Raw genomic sequence first — 24,034 nt, 5'->3', positions numbered from 1 at the left:
CCTGTTTGGTACAATTTTTACTGGACAGGGGGATTTGATGTTGAATAAATCCCTTGGAAACAGGATTGGAAAAGGAGTTGTGTAATGGAACTGAAAATTGAACATTTAACGAAACAGTTTAAAGACAAAATGGCTGTGGATGATGCCAGTCTTACCCTCACGCCGGGGGTTTGGGGACTGCTTGGCGCTAATGGTGCGGGGAAGACTACTCTCATGCGTATGGTTGCCGGCATTATGACACCTACCAGTGGGGTGATCTGTTATGATGGTACGGATATCCGCAAAATGGGAGAAGCCTACCGGGATATCTTTGGTTTTCTGCCGCAGGACTTTGGGTATTCCCGTGATTTTACAGTAAGGGATTATCTGGAATATGTAGCTGCCCTGAAAGATGTTCCGGCAGGAGAAACAACAAAGAAAATGAATCATCTTTTGGAGGTGCTTACACTTTCTGATGTAAAAGGGAAAAAGATAGCAAAGCTGTCAGGAGGCATGAAGCGTCGTGTCGGTATCGCACAGGCTATGCTGAATGATCCGAAAATTCTTGTGATGGATGAACCAACTGCAGGGCTTGATCCCGGAGAGCGGGTACGTTTCCGTAACTTTATTTCCGAATTTTCACATGACAGAATTGTGTTGATTTCTACTCATATTGTTTCAGATATTGAGTACATTGCAACGAAAAACGCCATTATGAAAGCAGGAAAGATAGTGGACATAGGCCGGGCGGATGAGCTTGTGAAGGAGATTGAAGGAAAAGTGTGGACTTGTACCATACCAGCAAAAGATTTAGTCAGCTATGAAATGCGGCTCAGGGTGATAAATCAGCGAAGTGAAGATAACGGGCAGGTATCCATCCGGTATTTATCTGAAACACCTGAAATTTCCGGGGCAGTTGCTGCATTACCCCGGCTTGAGGACTTGTATCTTTGGTATTTTCCGCAGGAAAATCTGGAAGGGGAGGGAAATTAATATGCGATTATTCCGATTAGAAATAAAACGGATTATGAAGTCACGCCGTACTTTGACATTGCTTGCTGCTGCACTTTTAATGTCTATCGTAATGGCATATCTGCCAATCAGCTTTGAATCAATTAACCGTCCGGGAGAAGATGGGAAAATCATAGAATTAGGTGGATTGCCGGCAATCCAGTTTAAGAGGGATTACTTTGAAAAAACAGCAGGTAACATTACCCCGCAAAAGTTGGCGGAAGCCCTGCGGACATATCAATCCTATGTAAAAGAATACGGTATACTTAATGATGTCCCACTGGACATTTATATTGAAAATATTATGGCTATCCGCCCTATGCTCAGGGGATTAATAGAAGCCTTTGCTGATCCAAAAACTGGCATTGGTGCAGACTTGATGGATATTGATCCTGATGAGGTGGAACAGTATTTTTATGAAAAATGTGTTTCTCATTTGGACGATACCATGAATCTTGAGCAGAAAGAATATGAGGCAGCCAGACAGTTTGCAGCAGGCAGGTATGCAGACGTGGATCAGCCATTTTACCTGTACCCCGGTATGAGCAGGGATGCATTTGATTATACAACATTGTATATTTTGGTTTTATCAATCCTTTGTGTTGCCATTGCTTCTCCTGCTTTTGCCAATGAATATCAGACCGGCAGTGACAGTATTTTGCGCTGTACTAAATACGGACGCATGAAATTAGCTGTTACACGGATTTTGTCGGTCTGTTGCATATTCATAGTTATTTTCATTTTGGGAATGTCAATTCATCTGTTAATCCTGAATCTTGCATTTGGCACAGACTGCCTGAAGACTTCGTTTCAGATGCTGTTTTCGGTTATAAATCTGCCAAATATAAATTTAGGGCAGCTACAGATTATTTTGGTACTTGCAGGACTTCTCTCAGTACTGGCAATCGTTAGCTGCACATTGTTCTTATCTGCAAGATGCAGAGATTCCCTGACGGTGTTGTTGATTTCCATAGTGATACTGTTTCTGCCCATATTTGCGTATGGAGCTTTGGGTGATACATGGATTGGAGGGATTTTACCATCAGCGGGCATAGGTATGAAAAATAATTTTCTTTATCAGCTTTGCGATTTTAATTTCCTGCATATAGGAGGTATGAGTTTTTGGACACCATACGTCATTTTGGTATCAGCCGCAGTTGAAATTCCGCTGTTTCTGTTTTTGACAGTTCGTTCATACTGTAAGCATCAAGTGGCATAAAATCTGAAATATCTGAAATACAAAGACAAAAGCTAACCGCCGCTATGGCAGACTGCCATATGCGGCGGTCTGCCTATTGGAAAGCGGGGAAAACAGAGTTAATATGCTTACACGGCAGTTTGCGTTTCCCCTATATCGGACGAATGGATAAATAGCATTTGCCGTTTTAGCCGTTTTAGTGTGATGGAGGGAAAAGAATTCACGCTGTCAAATCCGCTATTCACGCTATCGGCGTTAGACTATTTCCTGTTTTTTACGATATAAAAAGTGAGAGCCGGAGGAGGTGGATTTTATAAAAATTGCAATCTGTGATGATGAAAAGAATATAAGGGTCTACTTAGCCTCTCTGGTCAGGAAGCAGGGGAGGGAGTGTGAAATTGCAGAGTATGTGTCTGCGGACGAATACTTGCTGGATCAAACAGAGCATGACCTGCTGTTTTTAGATATAGAGCTTGCTGGAGATGGCCCCGGTATGGACGGGATGGAGCTGGCAAGGCGGATAAGGGGCATGGAGCTGGAGCGTCAGCCGGTCATTATTTTTGTTACGGGATATGAAAAATATGTCTATGACGCTTTTGACGTGGGGGCATTCCAATACCTCCTGAAACCTATTGATGAACAGAGATTTGCCGAGGTTTTTGGCCGGGCAGCGGCGCAGATCATATTTGAGGCGGAACAGAAAAAGAAAACGCTGGTCATCCAGTACGGGAGTGAAAGCAGGGCGGTACCGCTCCAAGACATTTATTATATTGAGAGCCGCAACCATAAGGTGGTGCTGTACCTCAAAGATGGGGAGCTGGAATATTACGAGAAGATCGGGAGACTGGAGGAAGAACTGCAGGGGCAGTTTTTCCGGATACACAGGGGGTATCTCGTCAACCTCGCCTATGTCGAGGGGTATGATAAAACAGAGGTAACGCTGACTGGTGGCATCAGTCTGCCCCTTTCAAAAAGATACGAGGACTTTGCGGCGGCATACCTGCAGTTTGTGCAGTAAAGGGGGAGAGGAAATTTGAGCGAAATGGGTTTTATGCTGTTTCAGCATATAGCATCGGGAGCTGAAACGGTTTTATGTGCGTTCTGTATGGCGGCTTTTTTCCGTCCATATATGGCAGGACGGAAGAACAGGCTGCAAAAAACCATTGCGGTATTTCTGGTCTATGGGACGGTGTATGTGGCGGGGGAAGCGGTTTCCATTTCCGGCTGGCTGTGCATGGTGATTGTGATCCTCCTTTTGATGGCAGGCAGCAGATGGCTGTGCATGGAAAGAAAACAGGTTTTTTTGTATGGCATACTGTTCTTTTGTACCAGGGATATGGGCAGGCTGATAACGGAAAGCCTGTATTATCTTTTCAATGGGAAAATCGTGCAGGGGCTGGACAATGAAAATATGATATACCGTAATGTCGCAGCAGGGTATTCCGTATTCATGATACTCAGGATCATACTGCTTTCTGCCATGCTGCTGTTCTTAAGTAAAAAACTGAAAAAGGGGCCGCCGGAACTGCATACAAAAGAACTATGCTATCTGTGCCTGACGCCTGTTGTGGGCATCATGTTTGGGAATATCATTTTCCGCCTGCTCTTTACAGTTAAGGAAAATGTGTTTTTCTCGCTTTATGACCAGTACCCTGCATTTATCGGGCTGGTGCCGCTGATAGCAGCCCTGTTTTATGCAGGCATGATGGTGACGGTGGCATCATGGCAGGAGATGGTAGGTCTGCAGGAGGAAAAAAAGAAGTATTTCGTGGAACAGCAGCAGCTTGCGGCCATAAGGGAACGGATAGGGGAAGTGGAGCAGTTCTATGACGGGATACGCCGGATGAAGCATGAGATGAAAAACCATCTCACAAACATAAAGGGACTGGCGGGGAGCGGCAGTTATGAGGAAATGGAACAGTATATAGCCCGGATGGACGAGAGCATGGACGTGTTTGAGATGTCCGTCAGGACAGGGAACGCTGTTACGGATGTAATCGTGAATGACAAGCAGAAAGCCGCAGAAAAGCAGGGTATACGGTTCAGGTCTGATTTCGTGTATCCGGCATCAGACAGGTATAATGCGTATGACATTGCAATCATTGTAAATAACCTGCTGCAGAATGCGCTGGAAGCCTGTGGGAGGATGGCATCGGGGGAAAAGTATATCTCCCTTTCCGGCATCAGGAAAAACAGATTTTTTCTCATATCTGTAAAGAATTCCTTTGATGGGGAGGTGGTATTTGATAAAAGCACGAATCTCCCGGTTTCCACGAAAGCGCCGGATGTACCGGGAGGCCCGGCTCCGCTCCACGGCATAGGCTTATCGAATGTCAGGCGCGAGGCGGCGAAATACCTGGGAAATGTAGATATTAAAGTCAAGAAAAACGAGTTCAGCGTAACAGTGCTGTTACAGGAAAGGAGCAACCATGAATAACACGATCAATGTAAATTACATGACAAGGACGTACAGCAATTTTTTGAAAAACAATGAGGCAAAGGGAAACGCATCTAAAAGCCCGTCTTTTTGTGACAGGGTGGTGGAAAGAAGTACAACTGCAACAGAAACGGTTGGAACTGTTTCGACAAAGGACATGACAATGGATGAGTATAAGCAGTATATTCATGAAAAGATTTCACAGATTCCCATGCACCCGACCCGTATGTCGGAGAGCATTTCCATCCATATTTCAGAAGCAGGGTTTGAGGCGATGAAGAATGACCCGGAGTATGAGGCGTGGGTGCTGAATGACCTGCGGACAGGATGGGCGCAGCCGGACAGATGGGCAGGCGTCTGCGGAGGGGCTTATTCCACCATCTATTACGGGGCGACAAAAGAGGAGTGCCACGCAGAGATGTGGAGTGCAGGCTACCAGAACGGAAGCGGGAAAAGCCTGTTTGACGGCAGGGCAAAAGACAGTTTTTGGGAGCGCAGGACTGAGCAGAAAAAACGGACGGAGGCGCAGATAAAAAAGGAGCAGGAAAAGAAACGGGTGCGGGAAGAAGCCAACGCGAAAGCGGCGATGGAAAAAAGCGATGCACACAGGCGGCTGATGTCACAGTGGGCAAAAGAGGCCGTATATTCCGATTCCGTTCTGGCAAAATCGGGGACTGTGGCAACAGCAAATGCCGCTTATGAAGCGAACTTCGTCATGGCAGACAATGGATTAATTTGATATGGGACTGTCTGGAATTATAGGAAAATGTGGATATGCCATATGAAGCGGCGGCATTTTGAAGTAAGGAAGATCATGCTCGGACTTACCACAAGGGGGCATAAGCAGCCCTGAATGACAGAGGGGCCGCAGGTAAAATAAGAAGGAGGATGATTATTATGTCAATGGAGATCACAAACAATTACAGCGATTATGGGAAGGGCTACACAAATACTGCAAAGGAAGGAAATGTGACAACAAGCACAGTGGAACTGAAAACCACAATCGGTGGAACAAAAACGGAACAGATCAAGACAGGGTACAGCAATGTCAATGACTATTCCAAATATCTGCAAGGCAAGTACAGCTATATGAATTCGGGTACAACCTCCATGCAGGGCGTCCCGACAACGGTATCCGTATCGGGTGCTTTCCTGAAGAAATGCATGAACGACCCAGAAAAAGCAAAATATCTGGAAGAAAATCTGGCGGCATTGCCGGATTGTGCAAAAAGTGCAGTAGCAGGCTGCCGAGGAACGCTGACCAATCTCAGCTACAGTGTTGATGCAAATGGGAATATTTCAGTAGCAATCTCCGGAACAAGTGACCCCGATGGGAAGATAGCAAAAGAAAATGCGGAACGGAGGGCGAAAGAGAAGAAAGCAGCCGAAGAAAAGGCCGCCGAGAGGCGCAAGGAGAAAAAGGCCGAGGAAGAAAAGGCGGCGGAAAGGCGGGCAGAGAAAAAAGCGGCTAATGAAGCAAGGACAGAAATGGGCGAATATACCGTAAGTGCTACGGGTACGGATATAAAAGCTGTTACGGAGAAAATTATAGCTGCTACGTCTGGTACATCTGCGCCGACAGGGGCAAGTTTTGATATAAAGGCGTAACAGGAAAAGGATTTAAATTTGTTACCATACCGCCTGCGGCGGCACAAATGATGACGAAAGCCTCGATTCCATATTTCCATATAGACTAAATGGGTATATTTTTATTTTCAGAGATGCCAGCATACTACAGAGCACGTTGTAACGCCTGGAGATCCAGAGCCCGAAAATTTATCAGTTGCCGCCATCCTTCTTGCACAAATGATAGGCGCTTTTAAAGCCCGTATACTTATGAATAAACCCGTCCTTAAAGGGTTCCCGCAGGGATAGCAGTCACTGCGGCGTCTCTTTTTCAGCCCTTCCATTTCTGAAAGGAGGCCCCTATGGCATCAAAAAAACGCAATACACAAAAGAAACACATCCGGTCTGAGGGAACCTATTCTTGTCGTGGCATCCTTCATCCCACCAGCGGACATCCGGGATTTGAGGGAACTGTGCCGCTACCGTCTGAAGCTTACTTACATGCGGACTTCCGAGAAAAACCGTTTCCAAAATTCCATGACTGTATCCAAGGTGAGGCTGGACTGCGTGTTCTCCGATCCCTTTGGAAAATCTGCATCTGCCATCATGGAATATCTGATCGAGACAGATCCGGACCAGGTCAGCGATGAGGAGATACTGAACCTGGTGGACCGCCGGGTTCAGGCATCCAACGAAGATATCCTTGAAAGCATCCACGGCTATGAATTCATAGGAGTCCAGCGCGACAAACTGAACATCATCCAGCTACATCTCGGGCAGCTGAATGAATGCATCCGGTTGATTGATGAAAAACTGGAATATTACCGTCAAAAATACTTCCGTATCATCCGCCATCTGGTAACGATGGTAGGTATCACGGACATATCCGCCCTGTATATCCTGGGTGAGATTGGGACAGACATGTCCGTTTGGAAGGATGATGCCGCTCTTTCCTGCTGGGCGGGTCTCTCTCCGGCAAATAATGCAAGCGCAGGGAAGAAGAAGTCCACAAGGACGGGGGACGGCGGGCATTATCTGAAGCCCCTGCTCGTCCAATGTGCGCTTGCGGCTGCAAAAAGCACGCGGAAAGATCCCTATTTCCATTGTAAATACGAAACGCTGAAAAAGCGCCGGGGCCACAAAAAAGCGATCATCGCTATCGCAAGAAAAATGCTTGTGGCCATTTACCATATGATCCGGGATGATGCAGATTTCCTCCCGGTGGATTATGAAGATACCATACAAAACACCAAGAAAACTAAAGGGCTGAATTTAAACAATGTCATCGCTTTCTTAAAAGAACAGGGCGCTGATGAAAGCACGATCCACCTGATTGAGACACAGTGCTGTGGCAAGGAGACAGAAACGACAGATACCTGCAGCAAGTCACCTGTTGTCCAGGATGCAAAAGAAAAGCAATCCACTTCAGGAAGTGCAGATATATCCCAGCCAATACAGGAATCTGTAAATGGAAGTCCGGTACTTATCTCCGGCTCCCAACAGGGTCATGCCCTAAATTGTCCTCCAAAAGATCCTGCGGTGGCAACTGCTACAGCCTAAACTGGATTGCTGTAGCTTATTGTATCATATCGTATCCCATTTAAAAAGCCCCTTTTCATGAGGAGGGGGATTTTATGCCCTTTTGCACTCTACAAGTCCTACAAAGCTTTCATACTTCTCATATGACAGTTCGATGAAATATGTATACTTTACAACAGGTTGTTCCCTATATTTCCACACGCCTTTAAGTTTTCCAATCTCTGTAGTTCCAGTTACGATAATTTTATCGTTTTCATATTCTATTTTATCTGCTCCAAATTTCATCTTAACACCTCTACTATATCAACAAACTGGAATTTAACGCTTTTTTAGTTCGGCAATAGCACCATAATGTAAAATATCAAATTCATTAGGCGCAATATGTTCAAGGAGTGTTCTATGCTCTTGTTCCCACATAGAAATTTCTTTTTCGGTAAGCGAAGCACCAATTCCACGACACGCTTTCATTCTTCCATTCCAGCTTTCATGGGTGAATGGTATTCTTACAGTAAATTCTTCGTGATGTACAAGTTCAAAGTTTTCTTTATAGCAATCGGGTATGTCTATTTGATGTATCGTTTCTCCTGCACCACTCCAGTTAGGACTATATTTTAATACAAGTTTTTCACTTGCTCCCGCAATTTTATCCTCAAATGGAAGCCATGCCATATATAAAACAAGAATCTTTCCCTCTTTTTTAAGCATACGATAAAACTTAGGCATAACAATTTCATGGTTAAAATACCAAAAACATTGACAAGCTGTGATTACATCAAAAGAATTATCTGAAAAACTTATATCTTCTGTTGGCACAACGTAATAATCTATATCCATATCTTTTGAAAGGATTTTGGCTTGTTCAATTTGATTTCCTGAAATATCGGTAGCCCTCCACTTCGCCCCATACTGGTACATATTTCTGGGAAGAACCCCTGTCCCTGTTCCAACATCAAGGATAGATTGTCCGTCTATACATAATTTGCGGTCAACAATTTTTTGATAAAATTCTTTTGGATAAATATCACGGAACTTTGCATAATCTAAAGAGGTTTTCCCCCAATCAAAAGGTTTTCCGTTATCTATATCTCTATCAGTTATCTTCATACTATGCCTCCATAAATTTCTTTTGCCCGACAAACCGGAATTTAACTACCTATTAATTAATCGTTTAATTTTAGGAAGTATGAAACTCCCTAACAAATATAAATTACACAGATATACAAATAGATTTCCAATATACGAATAAAGAGTAAAGCGTCCTTTCATAGCAACCTGTGCTGATAATGTCTTTGTATCAGACTGAAAGTAATCGGTCTGTGCCAACACACAGCCCTTAACATTTGAAACAATCGACATTCCGTTATTTGTATGTCTGATTATATTACTTCCATTTTCAACCCCACGCACAATCGCTGTCTTTGCAGCTAATAATGTCATTTCTTTCCAATCCGAAGCTGGAACAATTAGTATATCTACATTATTTCTACCTGCCTGCTGCATTTTAGACAAAAATGCCATATCAGAACATATAAACGGCGCAATTCTACCATATTCTGTATCAAAACTTTTTAGCATTCCATCTCCTTTTTGGCACAATTCTCCGATTGAACGTCCATACTTAAAATATTCTGATATTAGTTCTCCTTGTGGATTAAATGCTACCGTTTTATTTTCCTTTAAGTCCTCGTAAGGGGTTTTCACCAGTAATGAAACAATCAAATAAATTTCTTCCTGTTTTGCCATATCCGACGCTCGTTGCAAAAGCATATCTTCATCTTGTTTTAAAACCGCTCCATTCAGTTCAGACCAAAAAACAATCTTTGCCCCTGCTTGTGCTTCCAGCTCTGTTTTTAGGAAAAGTTCATCAGCTACTGATGATAGTTTCTTCCTTGTATTGGTAATGTTTTCATCAGTAAATGTATTGGTATAAAATGTAGAATATACATCTTTATCATTATTTAACAGCTCTGAAACCGGAACGGTTACTCCAGCGATCCTGACACTTTTATCTGAATTTCCTACAAAATGAAACATAACAACTCCATAGACAAATACCAAGCCAATTACAGAACCATATACGATTATGTATTTTCTGATGTATTCTTTTTGGCTTTTATTGTTCCAAATCCATATAACCATTGCTGCCGTCCAATACATTAAAAAGGTGATTCCGTAAATCCCTGTTACCGTTACTATTTGTAGCAGGTATAGATTTTGGTATTGTGTATAAGCGTCAGACAACCCTCCCGATGCAGGGTATATCAGATAAATGATATACTCTATTGATACCATTATACTTGCAAAAATAATAGTATCTTGAAATCTCATTTTTGATTTCGACCAGTAGATATATGGTAAAACTTTCAGAAAAGACAGCAAGATTGCTACTATTATACATATCTTTATATCCATTCCAATGGCTCTCCAAAACTGGACAATAAAACCAATGGCATATATTGAACTAATTATAAGGTAGACTTTTCGAGTACGATTAAGATAAATCATACATAGAAACAAAATTGGATAAATCCATGCAAAAATCGGGATACACCATTCTCCATTGGACATTACATAAATTAAAAAAGTTAAGAATATGAAAACTGCAAATCGGTTACTTTTCAAAAGATTTTTCATTGCCAAACTCCTTACTTACATTCTCTATAAATTTCGATTTACTTATTTCTTTTGGCAAACTTATCAATAACATTGTCTACCCAAAAAGTGATAAAAAAAATCAGCAATCGCCGCAAATAGATTAACAATAAAATCAACCATATAGGTTTCCTCCAAATTTCGATTGTTGCTGTGTTTAGTTTAGCATATTTATAGGGTGTCTACAAGATTCTATACACGAAAAGCCAAAAAGAATGAATTCTTCACTTGACAATGTGGCAAAGAACTGATGTCAACCGATGAATTGGCGGTGATGGACGGCGGCAAGTGCATCTTGCAGGTGCAGGGCGTAAGGCCGTTTTTCAGCGACAAATTTGACATTACCAAACATCCGCAATATAAATACCTGCTGGATTCCAGCAAGAAGAACGCTTTTAATATTGCAAAATATCTGAGCCGGAGATTGACCGTCCGACCGGACGACGTTTTTGAAAGCTGTGAACTCAAAGCGCCGCCCGCGTCTGATGCACCCGCCGATTGACTTTTCAACCGGCGGGCTTTTTTGTCCCTGTCAACCAATCGCAACAAATTTATGGAGGTAATTTATGGCATTTTTTACGAGCGCAATCGACACTTTGAAGGTACTGGTTATCGCGCTGGCCTTGGCGTGTGGGGCGTTATCAATCTGCTTGAGGGCTATGGCAACGACAACCTTGGCGCGAATGCTCATGTACGGTAAAGAAGCAAGCAACCGAAAACAAGAGATAGACCGCCAGCACCACACTATTCCGAATCAAAAGAACCAAAGAGCAAAAGACAAGCACCGTGGAAAAATCCAAACTTAGGATTTATTTTTGATTCCTTCTGAATCCGTTACCATAGGATTCAGGAGGTGATCAACACATGAAATTAGAAAAAACAAACAATACCGATGCTGGCCTGGCTCAGGAACCGGCAACCCAAAACGTATATGCAGAAACATCTGCGGGACGTGGTGCTTACTGGCAGCTCAACCCTGTCTTTCGTGAACTGATAGACATTTACAGGGATTCTGGAAAAAAGCGGGGGTTAAAGGAATCCACCATCTATAAAACCTCTTTCAGCGCATCAAGTTTTCTTTTGGCGATGCAGAACCGTGGCAGGGAATCTTTAAATGACATAGACGAAAAAGATGTCATTTCTTATTTTATCCGTGAAGACGGGCGCAGTCCTTTAAGCGGCGGATACAGGGATACGGTGGCTTCGGTATTCAAATCGGATCTGGGAACCTATACAGAACCTGCCAGACGTATCCTTGCATACATCCCTGTCATCCGCTAGCGCAGAAAAAACATCCAGTACCTTAAGCCTGAAGAAGCCGATGCGGTCCGCAATGCTCTTGACGACCCCGGTTCCGGACTCTGCATGAGGAACAGGGCTATCGGGATGCTGCTGTTCTTTACAGGGATCAGGGGGTGCCACATCTGCTGCATGAAGCTTTCGGATCTTGACTGGGAAAAGGAAGAGATATGCATTGTCCAGTAGAAGACCGCAAACGGGCTGACGCTTCCAATGTCCGTGGCAGTTGACAACGCCATATATGACTATGTTACTATGGAACGCCCTTCATCAGGGGAACCCTATGTTTTCCTGTGCATGACAAGGCCATACCGCCCGCTGTCGGAGGATGGGCTTAGGAGCGCCGTCCCCCAAATTTACCGGGCTGCGGGTATTCGCCAAGGCAAAGGCGACCGCCAGGGAACTCACCTGTTCCGCTACCATGTGGCATCAGCCCTTGCCGGGAACGGCATTGCGCGGTCAGTGATCAGCGAAACGCTTGGACATACTGCCCCCAAATCCCTTGACTGCTATCTTTCTGCCGACATACAGCATCTCCGGGAATACGCGCTCAGCATTGAGCCGTTTCCCGTAAGCGGGGAGGTGATCCCATTATGAACGTTTACCATTCAGGGTTTTCAGCCAGCGTGGAATCTTTTGTAAACAGCCGGAAGATATCCGGCGCATGGAACGAGACGGTGTTCGGCATGAACATAAGGCTTTTTGACCGTTACTGCACCGAACATTACCCCGGTGAGGCTCTCCGGCAGGAAATGGTGGATATATGGTGTGCCAGGCGGAAAACAGAAAATGTGAATTCCTGTTACACCCGGACGCTGGTCATCCGCCTTTTCATTGGGTATCTCCGCAAACGCGGGCAAACGGATGTCCTCGCGCCGCCAGCGCTGAAACAGAATAAAAAACGACGAATCCCCCATGCGTTCAGCCATGAAGAACTGGAACGGTTTTTCCATGAATGCGACCGAATCATCCCCTGCAGGGGGCGGCTGTCCCATGCTTCTGAATTAAGGAAAATAACGTGCCCTGTATTCTTCCGTCTTCTTTACAGCAGCGGGATCCGCACAACAGAGGCGCGCTTTTTAACACGGAGCGGCGTTGACTTTGCACAGGGCATACTGGATATCCAAAAATCAAAAGGTTATGACAAGCATTATGTCGCCCTCCACCCAAGCATGACGGAACTGCTGGAACGCTATGACAGGGCAGCGGACAGGCTCAGCCCCGGAAGGACATACTTTTTTGAATCGCCGGGAGGGCATCCTTACTCACGCACATGGGTATCCTATAACTTTTCCCTGCTGTGGGAAAAAGCAAACGGTAAAAAGGGCGGCACTGTCGCTTATGATCTCCGGCATAATTATGCCACCGCAAATATCAACGGCTGGAAAGATGATGTGTTTGAATTTAATGACCGGCTCCATTATCTGGCAAGGTCAATGGGGCACCGCTGCATGGAATCCATGCTGTATTATTATTCTGTCGTTCCGGGGCTTGCGGGCATAATACAGGAAAAAACAGAGGAAAATTTCAACAGCATCGTACCGGAGGTGGCCTATGAAGAAGAATAACAGGGCAGCCGCACGCATGGCAGAGTATATTTCTGAATTTCTCCACGATTATGCCCCACAGTTTCTTACATCCAGCAAACATACGTTGAAATCTTACCGGGATGCGCTGACACTTTATATCGTATTCCTTGATGAAAAAGGGATCGCACATGACAGCCTTGGAAGGAGTTGTTTTGAGAGGGCTTCCATAGAGGAATGGATTGTCTGGCCGAAGGATGCAAGGCAGTGCTCCCCGGAAACGTGCAATATACGGCTTGGCTCCCTGAGGGCATTTCTGGAATTCGTGGGAAATAAAGATGTCGGGCTCATATATCTGTATCAGGAGGCAAAACTCATCAAACGCCAGAAGTGCCGGAAAAAGAAAGTGGAAGGGCTCACCCGCGAAGCGGTCGCCGCAATTCTGGCAGAGCCGGATCCTTCCACCCGGACAGGAAAAAGGGATCTGGTTTTTCTGACGCTTTTGTATGCAACTGCCGCAAGGCTTGATGAGGTTCTGTCCATCAGGCTCTTGCATTTATACCTTGATGTCGCCAAGCCTTACGTGGACCTGCACGGCAAAGGCGGCAAGATACGGACAGCTTACCTTCTTCCAAGGGCTGTTGAACATATCCGGATCTATCTGAAAGCATTCCATGAATCAGAGGCAAACCCGGAAGTGTATTTATTCTATTCCCGTGTAGGCGGGAAATATGTGAAACTGACAGAGCATGCTCTTGATAAGCGGATAAAAATGTATGCGGCGGACGCCCACAAAAATGTCCGGAGGTTCCGCTGAATACCCACGCCCACCAGTTCCGCCATGCCAAAGCCACCCATTGGCTGGAGGATGGCATGAACATCATACAGATCAGCTTTCTCCTTGGTCATGCAAGCCTGGATACAACCATGCGGTATCTGGATATAACAGCGGATGATAAACGGAAAGCACTGACTACACTGGAAGGTGAAAAGGAAAAGAATGTCACAAAAAAATGGAAAGACAGCAGTGGCTCATTGGCCGATTTCTGCGGACTGAAACACTGAAATCATCAAAATAAAATCCAAACTTTTTTGCAGTAAAAAGCCGGATTTGTAATCTTTTTTGCAAAAAGTTTGGATTTCTCCTAAGTTTGGATCTATGGAGATGTGCATAACAGGCTATGTAAAAAGAAATAGCCGCCACTACCGCAAATAGTGACGGCTTGCCTATGTCAATGAAAGACAGAGGCAAACAAAAACCTATTTAGTGGGTAGAGCCGCTTGCATGGCTTTCCCTTTGTCTATAATGTAGTATATTCGGCAGCAGGATTCAAGAAAATTATTTATCGCTATTATTTGCTATTATTTGCCTTTAATATGAAGTGTGATAGAATAAGGATTGGCTAAAGTGGATAAATTTTAAACAACAGTAAATAGTAGTGTAAAATAAGGGCTGTCGTTGACGAGATTTGTCGGCGGCAGCCTTAAATTTTACTAGGCAAAGCCTAAAATATACTTTTAAATTTACAAAAAGGCAGTATTGGTGTGTATTGAGAAATGTGATATATTGTTTATAAGGAGTAATCGTGTTACTTTAGGCGGTTCGTTTCTCGTTGCATTGCTTGCCTACATAGATAGGAACAACAAGCGAAAATAAATAAGCCTACCTTGTACTTGGTTGGTCGGGGTAGGCTTACATAGATATCCAGGAGGTCAACCACTTTGTGGGCGGTTACTCCTTTTCTATTCATAATATAACATATCTAATAGCAGGATTCAAGCAAATTATTTGTTGCTTTCATTTGCCTATTTTGTACCATTTAATGAGAAGTATCAACAACTACGATATCCGAATCACCCTTGCGGGCCTGTTCCAGCACGGCTTCTGATAATTTCTGGAAAGAGCCGTAAGAGGATGTAGCGCCGGATAATGCGTCGATGTCATCATCCCTGCGCCCCTCCAGAAGTTGATTGGCATAATATCGGGTATATTCATTGGGATAGGTTCCGTTAGAATGGAGCATTGTCTGCATGTAAGCATTATCCCAGCTTTTGATAAAACCGCTGGCATTTTCAGCGTTGTATTCTACAGAGACGATACTTCCGCCCTTCACCATGATCGTAATATATTCTTTCCAGCCGTGACTGAAATCTTTGGCCTGAGCCGTATAATATCCGTCTTGAAGCTCCGTCTTCTCGCTGCATGCCGTCAGAGGGAGTACAAGCAACAGAAAAATCAGTGTAAATGTCAGTAATCGTTTCATTTTTAATTTTCCCCCTTCAAAATAAATTTATCCACTTGTACCTGAAGATTCTCGGCTTCTTTTGCCAGTGATCCGCTGGCCTGTTCCATGCCGCCGGCATTCTGAAGGTTACGGTCGGCGATTTCTGAAATAGCTTCAATTCGTTCGTCCATGAGAGACAGGGCATTCTGCTGGCTGTTCACTGCCGCTACAAGCGTATCGGAGATCGCACTGATCTGGTCAGACACAGAAGAAATAGCACTGAAAGAGCCGGCAGTATCTGCAGTCAGTTCCACACCGGTCTGAATAATATCTTTGGTGCTGGTTACCATCTCGGTAGCGTTCTGTGCAGCCTCGGCGCTTTTAGCCGCCAACTGTTTCACTTCATTTGCGACAACTGCGAATCCTTTTCCGGCTTCTCCGGCGCGGGCAGCCTCTACGGAAGCATTGATCGCCAGAATGTTGGTCTGGAAGGCAATGTCTTCGATCGCTTTGGCAATCTTAGTGATCTCTTGTGCGTTGGAACTGATATCATCCATCGCGTTAGTGAGAGAGGACATCCGTGAATTGGCTTCCTGAATGCATTGTGCGATCTCTTCGGTCTTAGCCCTGGTCTGGGAACTGCTTTCCGTAACGCCAGACAGCCGTTCCTTCACGTGGGAAACTTCGTGGATCAGAGCTTCGGTGGACTGGTTCTGTTCCAGAGAAGCCTGATGAAGCTGGCCGGACTGTCCGTTCAATTCTTCTGACATAGCAGCCAAGCGGGTTGCAGCGGCCCGGAAGCCTTTGATAGTTTCATTCATAGACTGTATGATCGTGTGGAGACTTGTTCGGATCAAGGCAAAGTCTCCTTTATAATCTACCTGGGCGCTGACCTTTAGATTGCCGTCAGCAATTTGGGTTAATACCTGCTGAATATCTGATATGTAACGGTTGACGCTTTCTACGGTAGCATCCAAAGTCTGGGTCATAAGCTCTAATTCATCCCTGGAATTGACATGCGTCACCTCGGTATGGAGATCACCGTCGGAGAGGGCAACCATCCGGTTCGTAACGCTTTTGACCGGACGGGAGATCGAGCGTGACAGACGCAGTACTACCAAAATGGATATAATCAATACGGCCAGAGTAGATAATATTGCAACCATCATTGCCGCATTGATCAGGTGGTCATAGTCGGACTTGGGAATCTGAATGACCAGGAACCACTGAGTACCGCGGATAGGTGAAAAGGCCATCAGCATATTCTCATTGCCGATAGAGTATTCTTCAGAGCCGGTCTCGCCGCTCATTACGTGGCTCAGAGATTCGTCGTTGCCGTCGTTGAGCTGCGCCAGTGTGCTTTCGGTCAGAACCAATGACTGGTCAGGATGTCCGGTAACGAGACCTTCCCGGTTCACCATATAGGCGGTTCCGTGTCTGCCCAGGTTAATGCTGCTGATCACGTCGTTAAGTGCGTCATATTTGTAAACTCCTACTACATAGAAGGCTGTCTCCTGATTCTCCTTCACCGGCATTCCCATGGTGATGCCGAGCTTTCCGTCAAAAATAGTGGAAGAGCTGGTGGTCAGATTGTCTGTTTCTTTCAGAAGAGCGAAGAAGTTATCCTCCAGATTCTCCGGTGCACCGTCGATTCCCTGTATCAGCCGGCCCTGCAGGTCATACAGGGCAATGGTATGCAGCTCGTAGATCTCAGCGGCTTCCATAAGCACTTCTTTGCGGTTTTTGCGGATTACGGCGGTATCAAGCCGAGCATTATCTGTTCCTGTCGAACTCATGCGTGAATCTCCTGCAATGGTCATCATTCTGTCTGCAAGCATATGAATATTGGCTTCCACGGTTTTGGACGACTGCCTTGCCATAGGCTGCAGGCTGTCCAGAAGAATATTGTTGGCTAACGACTGCATAGAGAGCGCCATGATCACGCAGCATATGATAACTAATATCAGAATATTAAGAGTAGTGTTTTTTAAAATTCTCCCGTTCAGGCTGCGTCTGGTCTTTTTGCTGTGAGAGTTATTTTTCTTAGTAGTCACGTTTGCTGTCTCCTTTTCTTAAAAATTCTTGTACTAATATCTCAGCTTGATATTAGATAAGGCAACATCTGCCTGATATCCTTTTGTGTGCAGCATATATTCCATTCCCTTTTTCGCAAGGTCAATGTGGTTCTGCGGTGCAACCATGATCTCCTCAATAGGCAGAAGCCCTTCGCTTAAGGGGATCTCAATATAAGGAAGCATAAATCCGTCCTTGGCACGGAAATATACCGTCGTATCTTTCTGCTTTTTGAATACAAACCGATATTCTTCTTCCTCAGCAAATCCTTCATGTTTAAAGAACATGGCATAAACTTCAGCGGTTTTTTGGAATTTGCGGCACGCCTTCTGATAATTGACGTTCTGCCGGTCCCTGCTGCCGGCCGCTAAGACGTCTTCAAGGGGCGTCCGAAGCAGATTGGGTAAATAACTGCAGATATTTCTCTGGATTAACTGCCTTTGCCGTCTGGGATTGTAAACTACAAGGCCGTGGTAGGCGATCTCGGCCGCTTCCTCGATTCTTGCGATGATCTCATCGCTTCGGAAGCCTATATTATAACCGGTCTTGCTGCCGAATTCCGACCACATGGTGATGCTGTCCCGGCATTTTGAGAAAGAAAGCACGAAGTATTCCCGGGGCTTTTCATGCTTAGAATAGATAGAATCCGCAAGAAACATCTCCTTTAATGCCGGGCTTTTGATAGTGTCCCGGCACACCTCTTCTATGATTCCCCGGATGTAAGAAAATTCATTGGGGTCGTTTAGAAAATCACTCTTTGTAGCCCAGAAGCAGTTGTGGTTAATGATACCGTTGATGCCGTTGCTCTTGGTATAGTGATACAGGATGCTGCTGTTTTCGGCGCGTTTTAATTTTACCTGTCTGCCAGACATAGATTCGTTACCTCTCATGGTGTGTTATTCAAATATGCGAAAATACTCCTTTACTTACTTATCGGCTGTTTCACTATAAAAATTACCTAATTTTTACAATTATTGAGTTTTAGGGTATTTATTTGTATCTTGTATTGGCTTGATAGGGGAGGGGTTTGATGCTATAATATGCGGAAAGAAAAGACACAGGGCAGCCGCAGACAGGATACCATGCGGCGTCCCTGTGTGATCTGCAAATTGAGGAAGACAAACGATCAGTAGGTGATCTCCTGAAGATAGAGCCCTTTGGGGTCGCAGGGAGCGCTTGCATCCATGCTGCCCTCCAGGATATCGTCGATGTCTTCTTTGGGGCGGGTGTAGAATCCAATATCCAGCAGCGTACCTACCATGAGCCGTGCCATATTGTGAAGAAAGTCGTCGGCATGGATCATTATCTGCATCTCCTGGGCGGCGCTGTAGATCTCAACCTCATAAACCTGCCTTACGGTAGATTTGCTTTTCTTTGAGGAAGAGAAGTTCTTGAAATCATGAGTCCCGGTCAGGAGAATGCCGGCCTGCTGCATCAGCTGCCTGTCCGGCGTCTTGAAACAGTGGTAGGTGTACTTGCGGTCGAACACGCTGGGTACGTCGTCGATGGTCATGCGGTACACATAAGTCTTGGAGGTGGCGTTCAGTTGGGCATGGAAACGGTCAGGAACCTCATCTACCCGGACGATCGCAATGTCCATGGGAAGATATCGGTTGAGGTAATGCTTCATATCCAGAAGCTTCATATCGGATCCCGTCTTGAAATTGGCGACCTGCGCATAGGCATGTACGCCAACCTCGGTACGGCATCCGCAGTTCAGTTCGGTATCGGATTCTCCGGTCATCTTTCTGATGACTTCTAAGATCTTATTGGAGACCGTATTGTTGGATTCGTCTTTCCCCAGGCGTGTCCAGCCCTGGTAACGGCTGCCGTCGTATTCTATTGTTAATTTGATGTTTCTTAAAGCAGAAGGCGTTTTTGCGGATTTGTCTCTTTTGCGCATATTCAAAATCCTCATCTTTCTATATGGAAATATTTATAACATCATTGTATTAAGTATATCAAATTCTATATTATAAGAAAAGGGTAAACAAAGAAAAAGACCTATAACGAAAGGAAATAATATAAATGAGTGTAGAAAGCAGAAAAGTATCAGAATCCATTGTGGAAACAGTCCATATGGTCCGTCCGAATCATTTGAACGGGGCGGGACGTTTGTTCGGAGGCATCCTGATGCAGTGGATCGATGAAGTTGCGGCGCTTGCGGCGAAGCGTCATGCCCATATGAATATAACGACGGTTTCGGTGGATAATCTCCGCTTCTTAAAGGGAGCCTATCAGAGGGATGTCATTGTGCTCAAAGGGAAGATCACGTATGTGGGGCGGACCTCCATGGAAGTGAAGGTGGATACCTATGTAGAGGATGCGGACGGCGAAAGGATATTGATCAACAATGCGTTTTTTACAATGGTGGCGCTGGATTCCAACGATAAGCCTGCCGAGGTGCCGCGTCTTCTGCTGGAGACGGAGGAGGACCGGCACGATTTTGAGAAGGCGAAGCTTCGAAGAGAGATGCGGCTGCTTAGAAAGGAAGAGGGATTCTAAGCATGCCGCCAGAGCTTATAGCTGTATTTTGTAATGATCAGAGGGAGGTCATTTCTTCATATAAGAAGATACCATCCGCACCATATTCTCGATCTGGTCCTGTTCTTCCTTGGATTTTCCGTCCTTTAGGACGGAGAGTACCAGAGAGAATTCATCCGGTGTAAACTGAATTCCTTTTTTATTCGCGTTCGTGATCAATGCCATCATGATAGGTGCGAGAGACTTCCCGCTCTTCCCCTGAGTCTGTGCTGCCGCTGTGCGGATCAGCTCCATTTTCATTGGATCCATGTTTTGCATTGACGGGTGGTTCATCCATTCGTTCATTGTCATTGTCTCCTTTCCTGCTGCCCGTGTCGGGTTGATTCATTTCATTTTCAAACATCATGCTGTACATTTCAAACATCTCCTGCTGTTCAGGATTCATCATGCTTTTCATCATGTCCATCGGATCAAAGGAATTCGAATCCATGGAGGATCCTGACATATTCTGCATGTTCTGCATATTCTGTACCATTTCCATCATATTCATCATGCCGGACATTTGTTCCATCATTTCTTTTTCAGAAGGGTTCATATAAGGTTTTAACCCCTCCAGTATATTGGAAGGAGAGGGATCAGAAGAAAAACCCTGAAAGACTTCCATGGTGTGGCGAAGCTCCAGAAATTTGATATAGACCCCGAAAAAGCGCTGGATAGAGGGCGGAGTGTATGGAAGCAGGAGTTTTAATGTATATAGGAAGGGCGGTGTGACCAGATTATCGAAAGGTGTCATTGGTTTCGGTGGATTTTGTTCCATAAGCACTCCTTGAAATAACGTTGTAAATATATATGACAGCGGAGAGGAATTTATACATACTTGTCTGATAATGTATTACAGTTTGAAGATATGGAAAAACTAAATTGAAAATATTTCATATATTAGTATGGTAAGATACCAGAAAGGGGAAGGGAATATGGATAGGAAACTGATTATTGACGGCAATGCCGTGTACGAGATTGATGAGAATTGTATGCTGAGAAAACATCTGGAAGAAGCAGTTCTGGAACAGCCTGAGAAGGACAGCAAGAAACTGAATGAATACAAAATGAAGAGGGCGGAGTGATATACTCCGCCCGGTTATAGAATTAGCATCCGCAGTCAAAGCCGCCGCATCCATTGCCACATCCGCCGCAGCAGAAGAGCAGAAGGATGATCCACAGACAACTGTCATTGCCGCATCCGCCGCCAAAGCCGTTACCGCATCCGCCGCAGCAGAAGAGCAGAAGGATGATCCACAGGCAGCTATTGTTGCCAAAGCCGCATCCGCATTCTCCACCAGTTCTTCCTACGCCTGACTCACAGCCGCATCCACAGTTCGTAGCACTTAAATCGCTCATATTGAAATCCTCCATTTATGATGTTTACAGTAACATAATATGCGGAGGGTTCCAATGTGTGAGAAGGAAAATCAATTTTTTATCAGTCGTTTTATAGAGTGCTGGTAGAGGTAGGAATTCTTCTGCAGCTTAAGCTTGTCCAACGTGGTGATATTCTCCTTAGCGTACTCGTCATAAAGGGTCAGCAGGTAGGACGTGGTGTAATTCCTGTGCTGGAACCAGGTGAAGAGGAGCCAGTTCATAATGTCCGGATACCAGTACCGCTCAGGGATGGCAGAGGACTGGAGCAGGGCAACGTGCTGTGACGCTTCTTCTGAAAGTTCGGTAAGCTCGTCAGAGTAGTTCTTATCCTTGAATAGGGCGTCGCTTTGCTGGATGATGTCGTACAGGGCGTTAGAAGCCTTCCAGTAAGCGACGAAGGCAGGATCGGTATCCTCAGGAGTTTCTTCCATATTATGAAGATCGAAGGTCTGCATAGTCGGCCGCCTTCTGGTGAAGTTCCAGTCATACTCGGAACGCTTGTCCGGGTCGGACAGGACATTGTAGGCCTCTAAGATCTCCTGCATCTGTTCGGTGGTGTCGATACCGTTGCGGATGTTGACATCCGGGTGGTACTTTTTCGCCAGTTCGTTCTTGGCTGCGGTAATGTCTTCTAAGGTAGCCTTTTCTGAGACACCCAATATATCATAATAATTCTTGTCGTTCATTCTATCCTCCATTGATGATAAAATATGGAAATGAGCATAATTATCTTACGACACTTTCGCGGATAAATCAATTAGAAATTTTGAATATTCAAAAGGTGATATAGATGTGAATCTGTGTTATACTGGTTGTATTAGTTGGGTGATTGAGGTGATGGGCATGGAAATGGCAGATTTTAACGGATATGAACAGAATCAGAGAATGTACGGAGGAACCGCTGGAAGGAAAATGGGTATTTCTGTTGACGGGAAGGATTATATTCTGAAATTTCCGGGGAATCTGAAAGAACAGGGAATGAAGAATATCAGGCTTAGTTATTCTAATAGTCCGGTGTGTGAATATATTGGTTCACAAATTTACCGGATGTTGGGGTTTGATGTGCATGAAACGATTCTTGGTACAAGAAATGGAAAAACGGTTGTCGCATGTGGGGACTTTCTTAGGAGTGGAGAGATATTATATGAATTTGATAAGATTAAGGTAACCTTCGAACCACATTTTTTAGACTCCAGTGGAAATGAGACGAATGGAGTAGGCGTAGATCTGTACGAAATTCTTATGACAATGCAGGAACATCCATTTTTAAAAGATGTTCAGGGAATCAGGGAGCATTTTTGGAATATGTTTGTAGTGGATGCATTTCTTGGAAATCCAGACAGAAATAACAGCAATTGGGGGATTATTCTGGGCATGGATGGTAATAAACGAATAGCTCCAATATATGATAACGGGAATTGTCTCAATTGTAAATGGGATGAAGAAAAGATGTCGGAGGTTTTGTCAGATGAAATGGAACTGGAGACAGAAAGTTATAGAGGGCGCCGGTGTATTTTTGAGATGAAAGGGAAGAAGATAAATCCGTATCATCTTATGGAAAATATGGAATATCGGGAATGTAGTGACGCTGTGGAAAGGTTGATTCCTATTATAGGGGATTTATTACCGGAAATTAGAAGGTTGATAGAGGATATTCCAGTGATATCAGAAGTACAGAAGATGTTCTATTATAAGATAATGGAATGCAGATATGATAAGGAGTTTCTTCCAATTTATCAGAAAATTATTGCCGAAAAAAATATATATGAAACTGGAGGACAACAGAATGTACAATGATGAGAAAATAATTTTGCCTATGGACCTTCCGGAAGGGCTGCAGCGTGATTTCAAGGAATTACAGGAATATTATGACGCAGGTGACTGGCTGCAGTTTGACTTATTGTTTGAAGCAGTGGAGGCGAGTGTGAAGGCATATTATCTTGCCGGAAAAATCAGCAGAGAGGAATTGAATCTTATTTTTAAGAAATATGGAATCGCATAGCGGTAAAGAAGATATCACAGAAGAGGAGACATAAGGAATAACGAAGCAAGAGCTGGCTACGAGAATATGGGCAACTGCGAATGAACTCAGGAAAACATCAAGGCAAGCGAGTACAAGGACTATATTCTTGGCTTTATGTTTTACAAATACTTATCAGACAAGGAGCTTGATTATTTCAAAGATTGGGGTGGGGAATCAGAGGAAGTATGATTTTATAAAAGGTCCAATTGCCAATGATAATACGATGCCTGTATTGAATATGTATATATCCGGGTTCGTTGATGAGGATTTTGCAATAAAGCGTTTGTTGCCGCAGAAACTCAAAGATCAATGTGTATTCAAAACAGAAAAAACGATTCCGTTTCTTAAGTTCAGGGAGGTAATATTATGCAAAAAATGATGAGTGAGGTATTGCATTATTATGACAGGGAAGTTGTAAAAATGATGATAGATAAATATGGTCTGATTCCTATGGAAGCAATCAACAGTTTTATAAAATCTCAAACCCACATTATGTTAGAAGATATACAGTATGGTATGGATGAGTTCGGTTATCCTGCTATATTTGATATGTGGGAATGTGAGAAAATAACGGGAGATCCTAGAAATTTCATATATATATAA

The 24,034-nt window shown here is 44.3% G+C and carries 30 protein-coding genes and 2 pseudogenes; 21 read left to right on the top strand and 11 right to left on the bottom strand.

The genetic code is table 11. The annotated features are described in order from the left end of the window. Positions 1-84 precede the first annotated feature (84 nt). The 7 genes from VSQ62_RS16400 to VSQ62_RS16370 all read left to right on the top strand — a co-directional run bounded on the left by VSQ62_RS16400 (position 85) and on the right by VSQ62_RS16370 (position 7,751). A complete protein-coding gene (locus tag VSQ62_RS16400; RefSeq protein WP_334635871.1) occupies positions 85-972 on the top strand; it encodes an ABC transporter ATP-binding protein in 888 nt (295 codons plus the stop codon). Between the two features lies 1 nt (position 973). After that, positions 974-2,209 carry an ABC transporter permease subunit gene (locus VSQ62_RS16395; protein ID WP_334635870.1) on the top strand — a complete coding sequence of 412 codons (1,236 nt, stop codon included), beginning with the start codon at positions 974-976 and terminating at the stop codon, positions 2,207-2,209. A gap of 283 nt (positions 2,210-2,492) precedes the next feature. After that, positions 2,493-3,206: a LytR/AlgR family response regulator transcription factor gene (locus VSQ62_RS16390; protein WP_334635869.1), complete on the top strand. Its 714-nt coding sequence runs from the start codon at positions 2,493-2,495 to the stop codon at positions 3,204-3,206. A 24-nt stretch (positions 3,207-3,230) separates the two neighbouring features. After that, the gene (locus tag VSQ62_RS16385) at positions 3,231-4,625 is read left to right on the top strand and encodes a sensor histidine kinase (protein ID WP_334637687.1); all 1,395 of its coding nucleotides are present in this window, start codon (positions 3,231-3,233) and stop codon (positions 4,623-4,625) included. After that, on the top strand, positions 4,618-5,364 hold the full coding sequence (locus tag VSQ62_RS16380) for a hypothetical protein (RefSeq protein WP_334635868.1): 747 nt from the start codon (positions 4,618-4,620) through the stop codon (positions 5,362-5,364). Before VSQ62_RS16385 ends, VSQ62_RS16380 begins: the two co-directional genes overlap by 8 nt. Before the next feature lie 158 nt (positions 5,365-5,522). Continuing rightward, positions 5,523-6,233: a DUF6033 family protein gene (locus VSQ62_RS16375; protein WP_334635867.1), complete on the top strand. Its 711-nt coding sequence runs from the start codon at positions 5,523-5,525 to the stop codon at positions 6,231-6,233. A gap of 384 nt (positions 6,234-6,617) precedes the next feature. Then, positions 6,618-7,751 carry a transposase gene (locus VSQ62_RS16370; protein ID WP_334635866.1) on the top strand — a complete coding sequence of 378 codons (1,134 nt, stop codon included), beginning with the start codon at positions 6,618-6,620 and terminating at the stop codon, positions 7,749-7,751. A gap of 72 nt (positions 7,752-7,823) precedes the next feature. Here the strand turns inward: VSQ62_RS16370 and VSQ62_RS16365 are convergent, their stop codons facing one another. From VSQ62_RS16365 to VSQ62_RS16355, 3 genes are read right to left on the bottom strand one after another with little or no spacing between them, the layout of a single operon-like run. Beyond that, positions 7,824-8,015, bottom strand: coding sequence for a hypothetical protein (locus tag VSQ62_RS16365; protein ID WP_334635865.1), 192 nt, complete (start codon positions 8,013-8,015; stop codon positions 7,824-7,826). A 33-nt stretch (positions 8,016-8,048) separates the two neighbouring features. Further along, positions 8,049-8,834 carry a class I SAM-dependent methyltransferase gene (locus tag VSQ62_RS16360; protein ID WP_004055994.1) on the bottom strand — a complete coding sequence of 262 codons (786 nt, stop codon included), beginning with the start codon at positions 8,832-8,834 and terminating at the stop codon, positions 8,049-8,051. A gap of 45 nt (positions 8,835-8,879) precedes the next feature. Beyond that, positions 8,880-10,364: a nitrilase-related carbon-nitrogen hydrolase gene (locus VSQ62_RS16355; protein ID WP_334635864.1), complete on the bottom strand. Its 1,485-nt coding sequence runs from the start codon at positions 10,362-10,364 to the stop codon at positions 8,880-8,882. A gap of 256 nt (positions 10,365-10,620) precedes the next feature. On the opposite strand from VSQ62_RS16355, the pseudogene VSQ62_RS16350 reads away from it, so the two are divergent. The 7 genes and pseudogenes from VSQ62_RS16350 to VSQ62_RS16320 all read left to right on the top strand — a co-directional run. Then, a pseudogene (locus VSQ62_RS16350) lies at positions 10,621-10,884 on the top strand (VirD4-like conjugal transfer protein, CD1115 family); the annotation flags it as partial. A gap of 64 nt (positions 10,885-10,948) precedes the next feature. Continuing rightward, a pseudogene (locus tag VSQ62_RS16345) lies at positions 10,949-11,070 on the top strand (Maff2 family mobile element protein); the annotation flags it as partial. Between the two features lie 176 nt (positions 11,071-11,246). Further along, positions 11,247-11,663, top strand: a complete 417-nt coding sequence (locus VSQ62_RS16340; protein WP_334635863.1) for a site-specific integrase — start codon at positions 11,247-11,249, stop codon at positions 11,661-11,663. A 219-nt stretch (positions 11,664-11,882) separates the two neighbouring features. After that, complete coding sequence (locus tag VSQ62_RS16335; protein WP_334637686.1) at positions 11,883-12,278, top strand: tyrosine-type recombinase/integrase; 396 nt, start codon at positions 11,883-11,885, stop codon at positions 12,276-12,278. Then, entirely contained in the window at positions 12,275-13,249 is a 975-nt protein-coding gene (locus VSQ62_RS16330; protein ID WP_334635862.1) for a tyrosine-type recombinase/integrase, read from the top strand. Before VSQ62_RS16335 ends, VSQ62_RS16330 begins: the two co-directional genes overlap by 4 nt. After that, entirely contained in the window at positions 13,236-14,024 is a 789-nt protein-coding gene (locus tag VSQ62_RS16325) for a tyrosine-type recombinase/integrase (RefSeq protein ID WP_334635861.1), read from the top strand. The genes VSQ62_RS16330 and VSQ62_RS16325 overlap by 14 nt, the downstream gene beginning before the upstream one ends. 56 nt (positions 14,025-14,080) lie before the next feature. After that, the gene (locus VSQ62_RS16320) at positions 14,081-14,272 is read left to right on the top strand and encodes a hypothetical protein (protein WP_334635860.1); all 192 of its coding nucleotides are present in this window, start codon (positions 14,081-14,083) and stop codon (positions 14,270-14,272) included. 755 nt (positions 14,273-15,027) lie between these two features. On the opposite strand, the gene VSQ62_RS16315 is transcribed toward VSQ62_RS16320, so the two are convergent. The 4 genes from VSQ62_RS16315 to truA form a co-directional block, all read right to left on the bottom strand. After that, positions 15,028-15,471: an FMN-binding protein gene (locus VSQ62_RS16315; protein WP_334635859.1), complete on the bottom strand. Its 444-nt coding sequence runs from the start codon at positions 15,469-15,471 to the stop codon at positions 15,028-15,030. Positions 15,472-15,473: 2 nt separating this feature from the next. Further along, positions 15,474-17,486 (bottom strand): methyl-accepting chemotaxis protein, encoded by a 2,013-nt coding sequence (locus VSQ62_RS16310; RefSeq protein WP_334635858.1) that lies wholly within the window; start codon positions 17,484-17,486, stop codon positions 15,474-15,476. Between the two features lie 33 nt (positions 17,487-17,519). Beyond that, positions 17,520-18,377, bottom strand: coding sequence for a DUF2971 domain-containing protein (locus VSQ62_RS16305; protein WP_334635857.1), 858 nt, complete (start codon positions 18,375-18,377; stop codon positions 17,520-17,522). A gap of 254 nt (positions 18,378-18,631) precedes the next feature. Next, positions 18,632-19,408, bottom strand: coding sequence for a tRNA pseudouridine(38-40) synthase TruA (truA, locus tag VSQ62_RS16300; protein WP_334635856.1), 777 nt, complete (start codon positions 19,406-19,408; stop codon positions 18,632-18,634). 125 nt (positions 19,409-19,533) lie between these two features. Between truA and VSQ62_RS16295 the strand changes: the two genes are divergently transcribed. Beyond that, positions 19,534-20,010 (top strand): acyl-CoA thioesterase, encoded by a 477-nt coding sequence (locus VSQ62_RS16295; RefSeq protein ID WP_334635855.1) that lies wholly within the window; start codon positions 19,534-19,536, stop codon positions 20,008-20,010. Positions 20,011-20,058: 48 nt separating this feature from the next. Here the strand turns inward: VSQ62_RS16295 and VSQ62_RS16290 are convergent, their stop codons facing one another. Then, entirely contained in the window at positions 20,059-20,307 is a 249-nt protein-coding gene (locus tag VSQ62_RS16290; protein WP_334637684.1) for a hypothetical protein, read from the bottom strand. Beyond that, on the bottom strand, positions 20,189-20,806 hold the full coding sequence (locus VSQ62_RS16285) for a hypothetical protein (RefSeq protein ID WP_334637789.1): 618 nt from the start codon (positions 20,804-20,806) through the stop codon (positions 20,189-20,191). The genes VSQ62_RS16290 and VSQ62_RS16285 overlap by 119 nt, the downstream gene beginning before the upstream one ends. A gap of 157 nt (positions 20,807-20,963) precedes the next feature. On the opposite strand from VSQ62_RS16285, the gene VSQ62_RS16280 reads away from it, so the two are divergent. After that, complete coding sequence (locus VSQ62_RS16280) at positions 20,964-21,113, top strand: hypothetical protein (RefSeq protein WP_334635854.1); 150 nt, start codon at positions 20,964-20,966, stop codon at positions 21,111-21,113. Positions 21,114-21,135: 22 nt separating this feature from the next. Here VSQ62_RS16280 and VSQ62_RS16275 read toward each other — a convergent pair whose 3' ends face one another. Both VSQ62_RS16275 and VSQ62_RS16270 read right to left on the bottom strand, forming a co-directional pair. Further along, positions 21,136-21,387 (bottom strand): chorion class high-cysteine HCB protein 13, encoded by a 252-nt coding sequence (locus VSQ62_RS16275; RefSeq protein ID WP_334635853.1) that lies wholly within the window; start codon positions 21,385-21,387, stop codon positions 21,136-21,138. A gap of 71 nt (positions 21,388-21,458) precedes the next feature. Further along, the gene (locus tag VSQ62_RS16270; protein WP_334635852.1) at positions 21,459-22,094 is read right to left on the bottom strand and encodes a DnaJ domain-containing protein; all 636 of its coding nucleotides are present in this window, start codon (positions 22,092-22,094) and stop codon (positions 21,459-21,461) included. A 157-nt stretch (positions 22,095-22,251) separates the two neighbouring features. Here VSQ62_RS16270 and VSQ62_RS16265 point away from each other — a divergent pair, with 157 nt between their 5' ends. The 5 genes from VSQ62_RS16265 (at position 22,252) to VSQ62_RS16255 (ending at position 24,034) form a co-directional block, all read left to right on the top strand. Beyond that, positions 22,252-23,205, top strand: a complete 954-nt coding sequence (locus VSQ62_RS16265; protein ID WP_334635851.1) for a HipA domain-containing protein — start codon at positions 22,252-22,254, stop codon at positions 23,203-23,205. Next, complete coding sequence (locus VSQ62_RS16260; protein WP_334635850.1) at positions 23,195-23,410, top strand: hypothetical protein; 216 nt, start codon at positions 23,195-23,197, stop codon at positions 23,408-23,410. Before VSQ62_RS16265 ends, VSQ62_RS16260 begins: the two co-directional genes overlap by 11 nt. A 96-nt stretch (positions 23,411-23,506) precedes the next feature. Next, positions 23,507-23,620, top strand: coding sequence for a type I restriction-modification system subunit M N-terminal domain-containing protein (locus VSQ62_RS32475; protein ID WP_350339927.1), 114 nt, complete (start codon positions 23,507-23,509; stop codon positions 23,618-23,620). Continuing rightward, on the top strand, positions 23,598-23,810 hold the full coding sequence (locus VSQ62_RS32470) for a DUF3990 domain-containing protein (protein WP_350339926.1): 213 nt from the start codon (positions 23,598-23,600) through the stop codon (positions 23,808-23,810). Before VSQ62_RS32475 ends, VSQ62_RS32470 begins: the two co-directional genes overlap by 23 nt. Then, positions 23,798-24,034, top strand: coding sequence for a hypothetical protein (locus VSQ62_RS16255; protein WP_334635849.1), 237 nt, complete (start codon positions 23,798-23,800; stop codon positions 24,032-24,034). The genes VSQ62_RS32470 and VSQ62_RS16255 overlap by 13 nt, the downstream gene beginning before the upstream one ends.

The sequence above is a fragment of the Sporofaciens sp. JLR.KK001 genome (assembly GCF_036941055.1).
GTDB lineage: Bacteria > Bacillota > Clostridia > Lachnospirales > Lachnospiraceae > Sporofaciens.
This window is presented reverse-complemented; position numbering and strand designations above follow the sequence as displayed.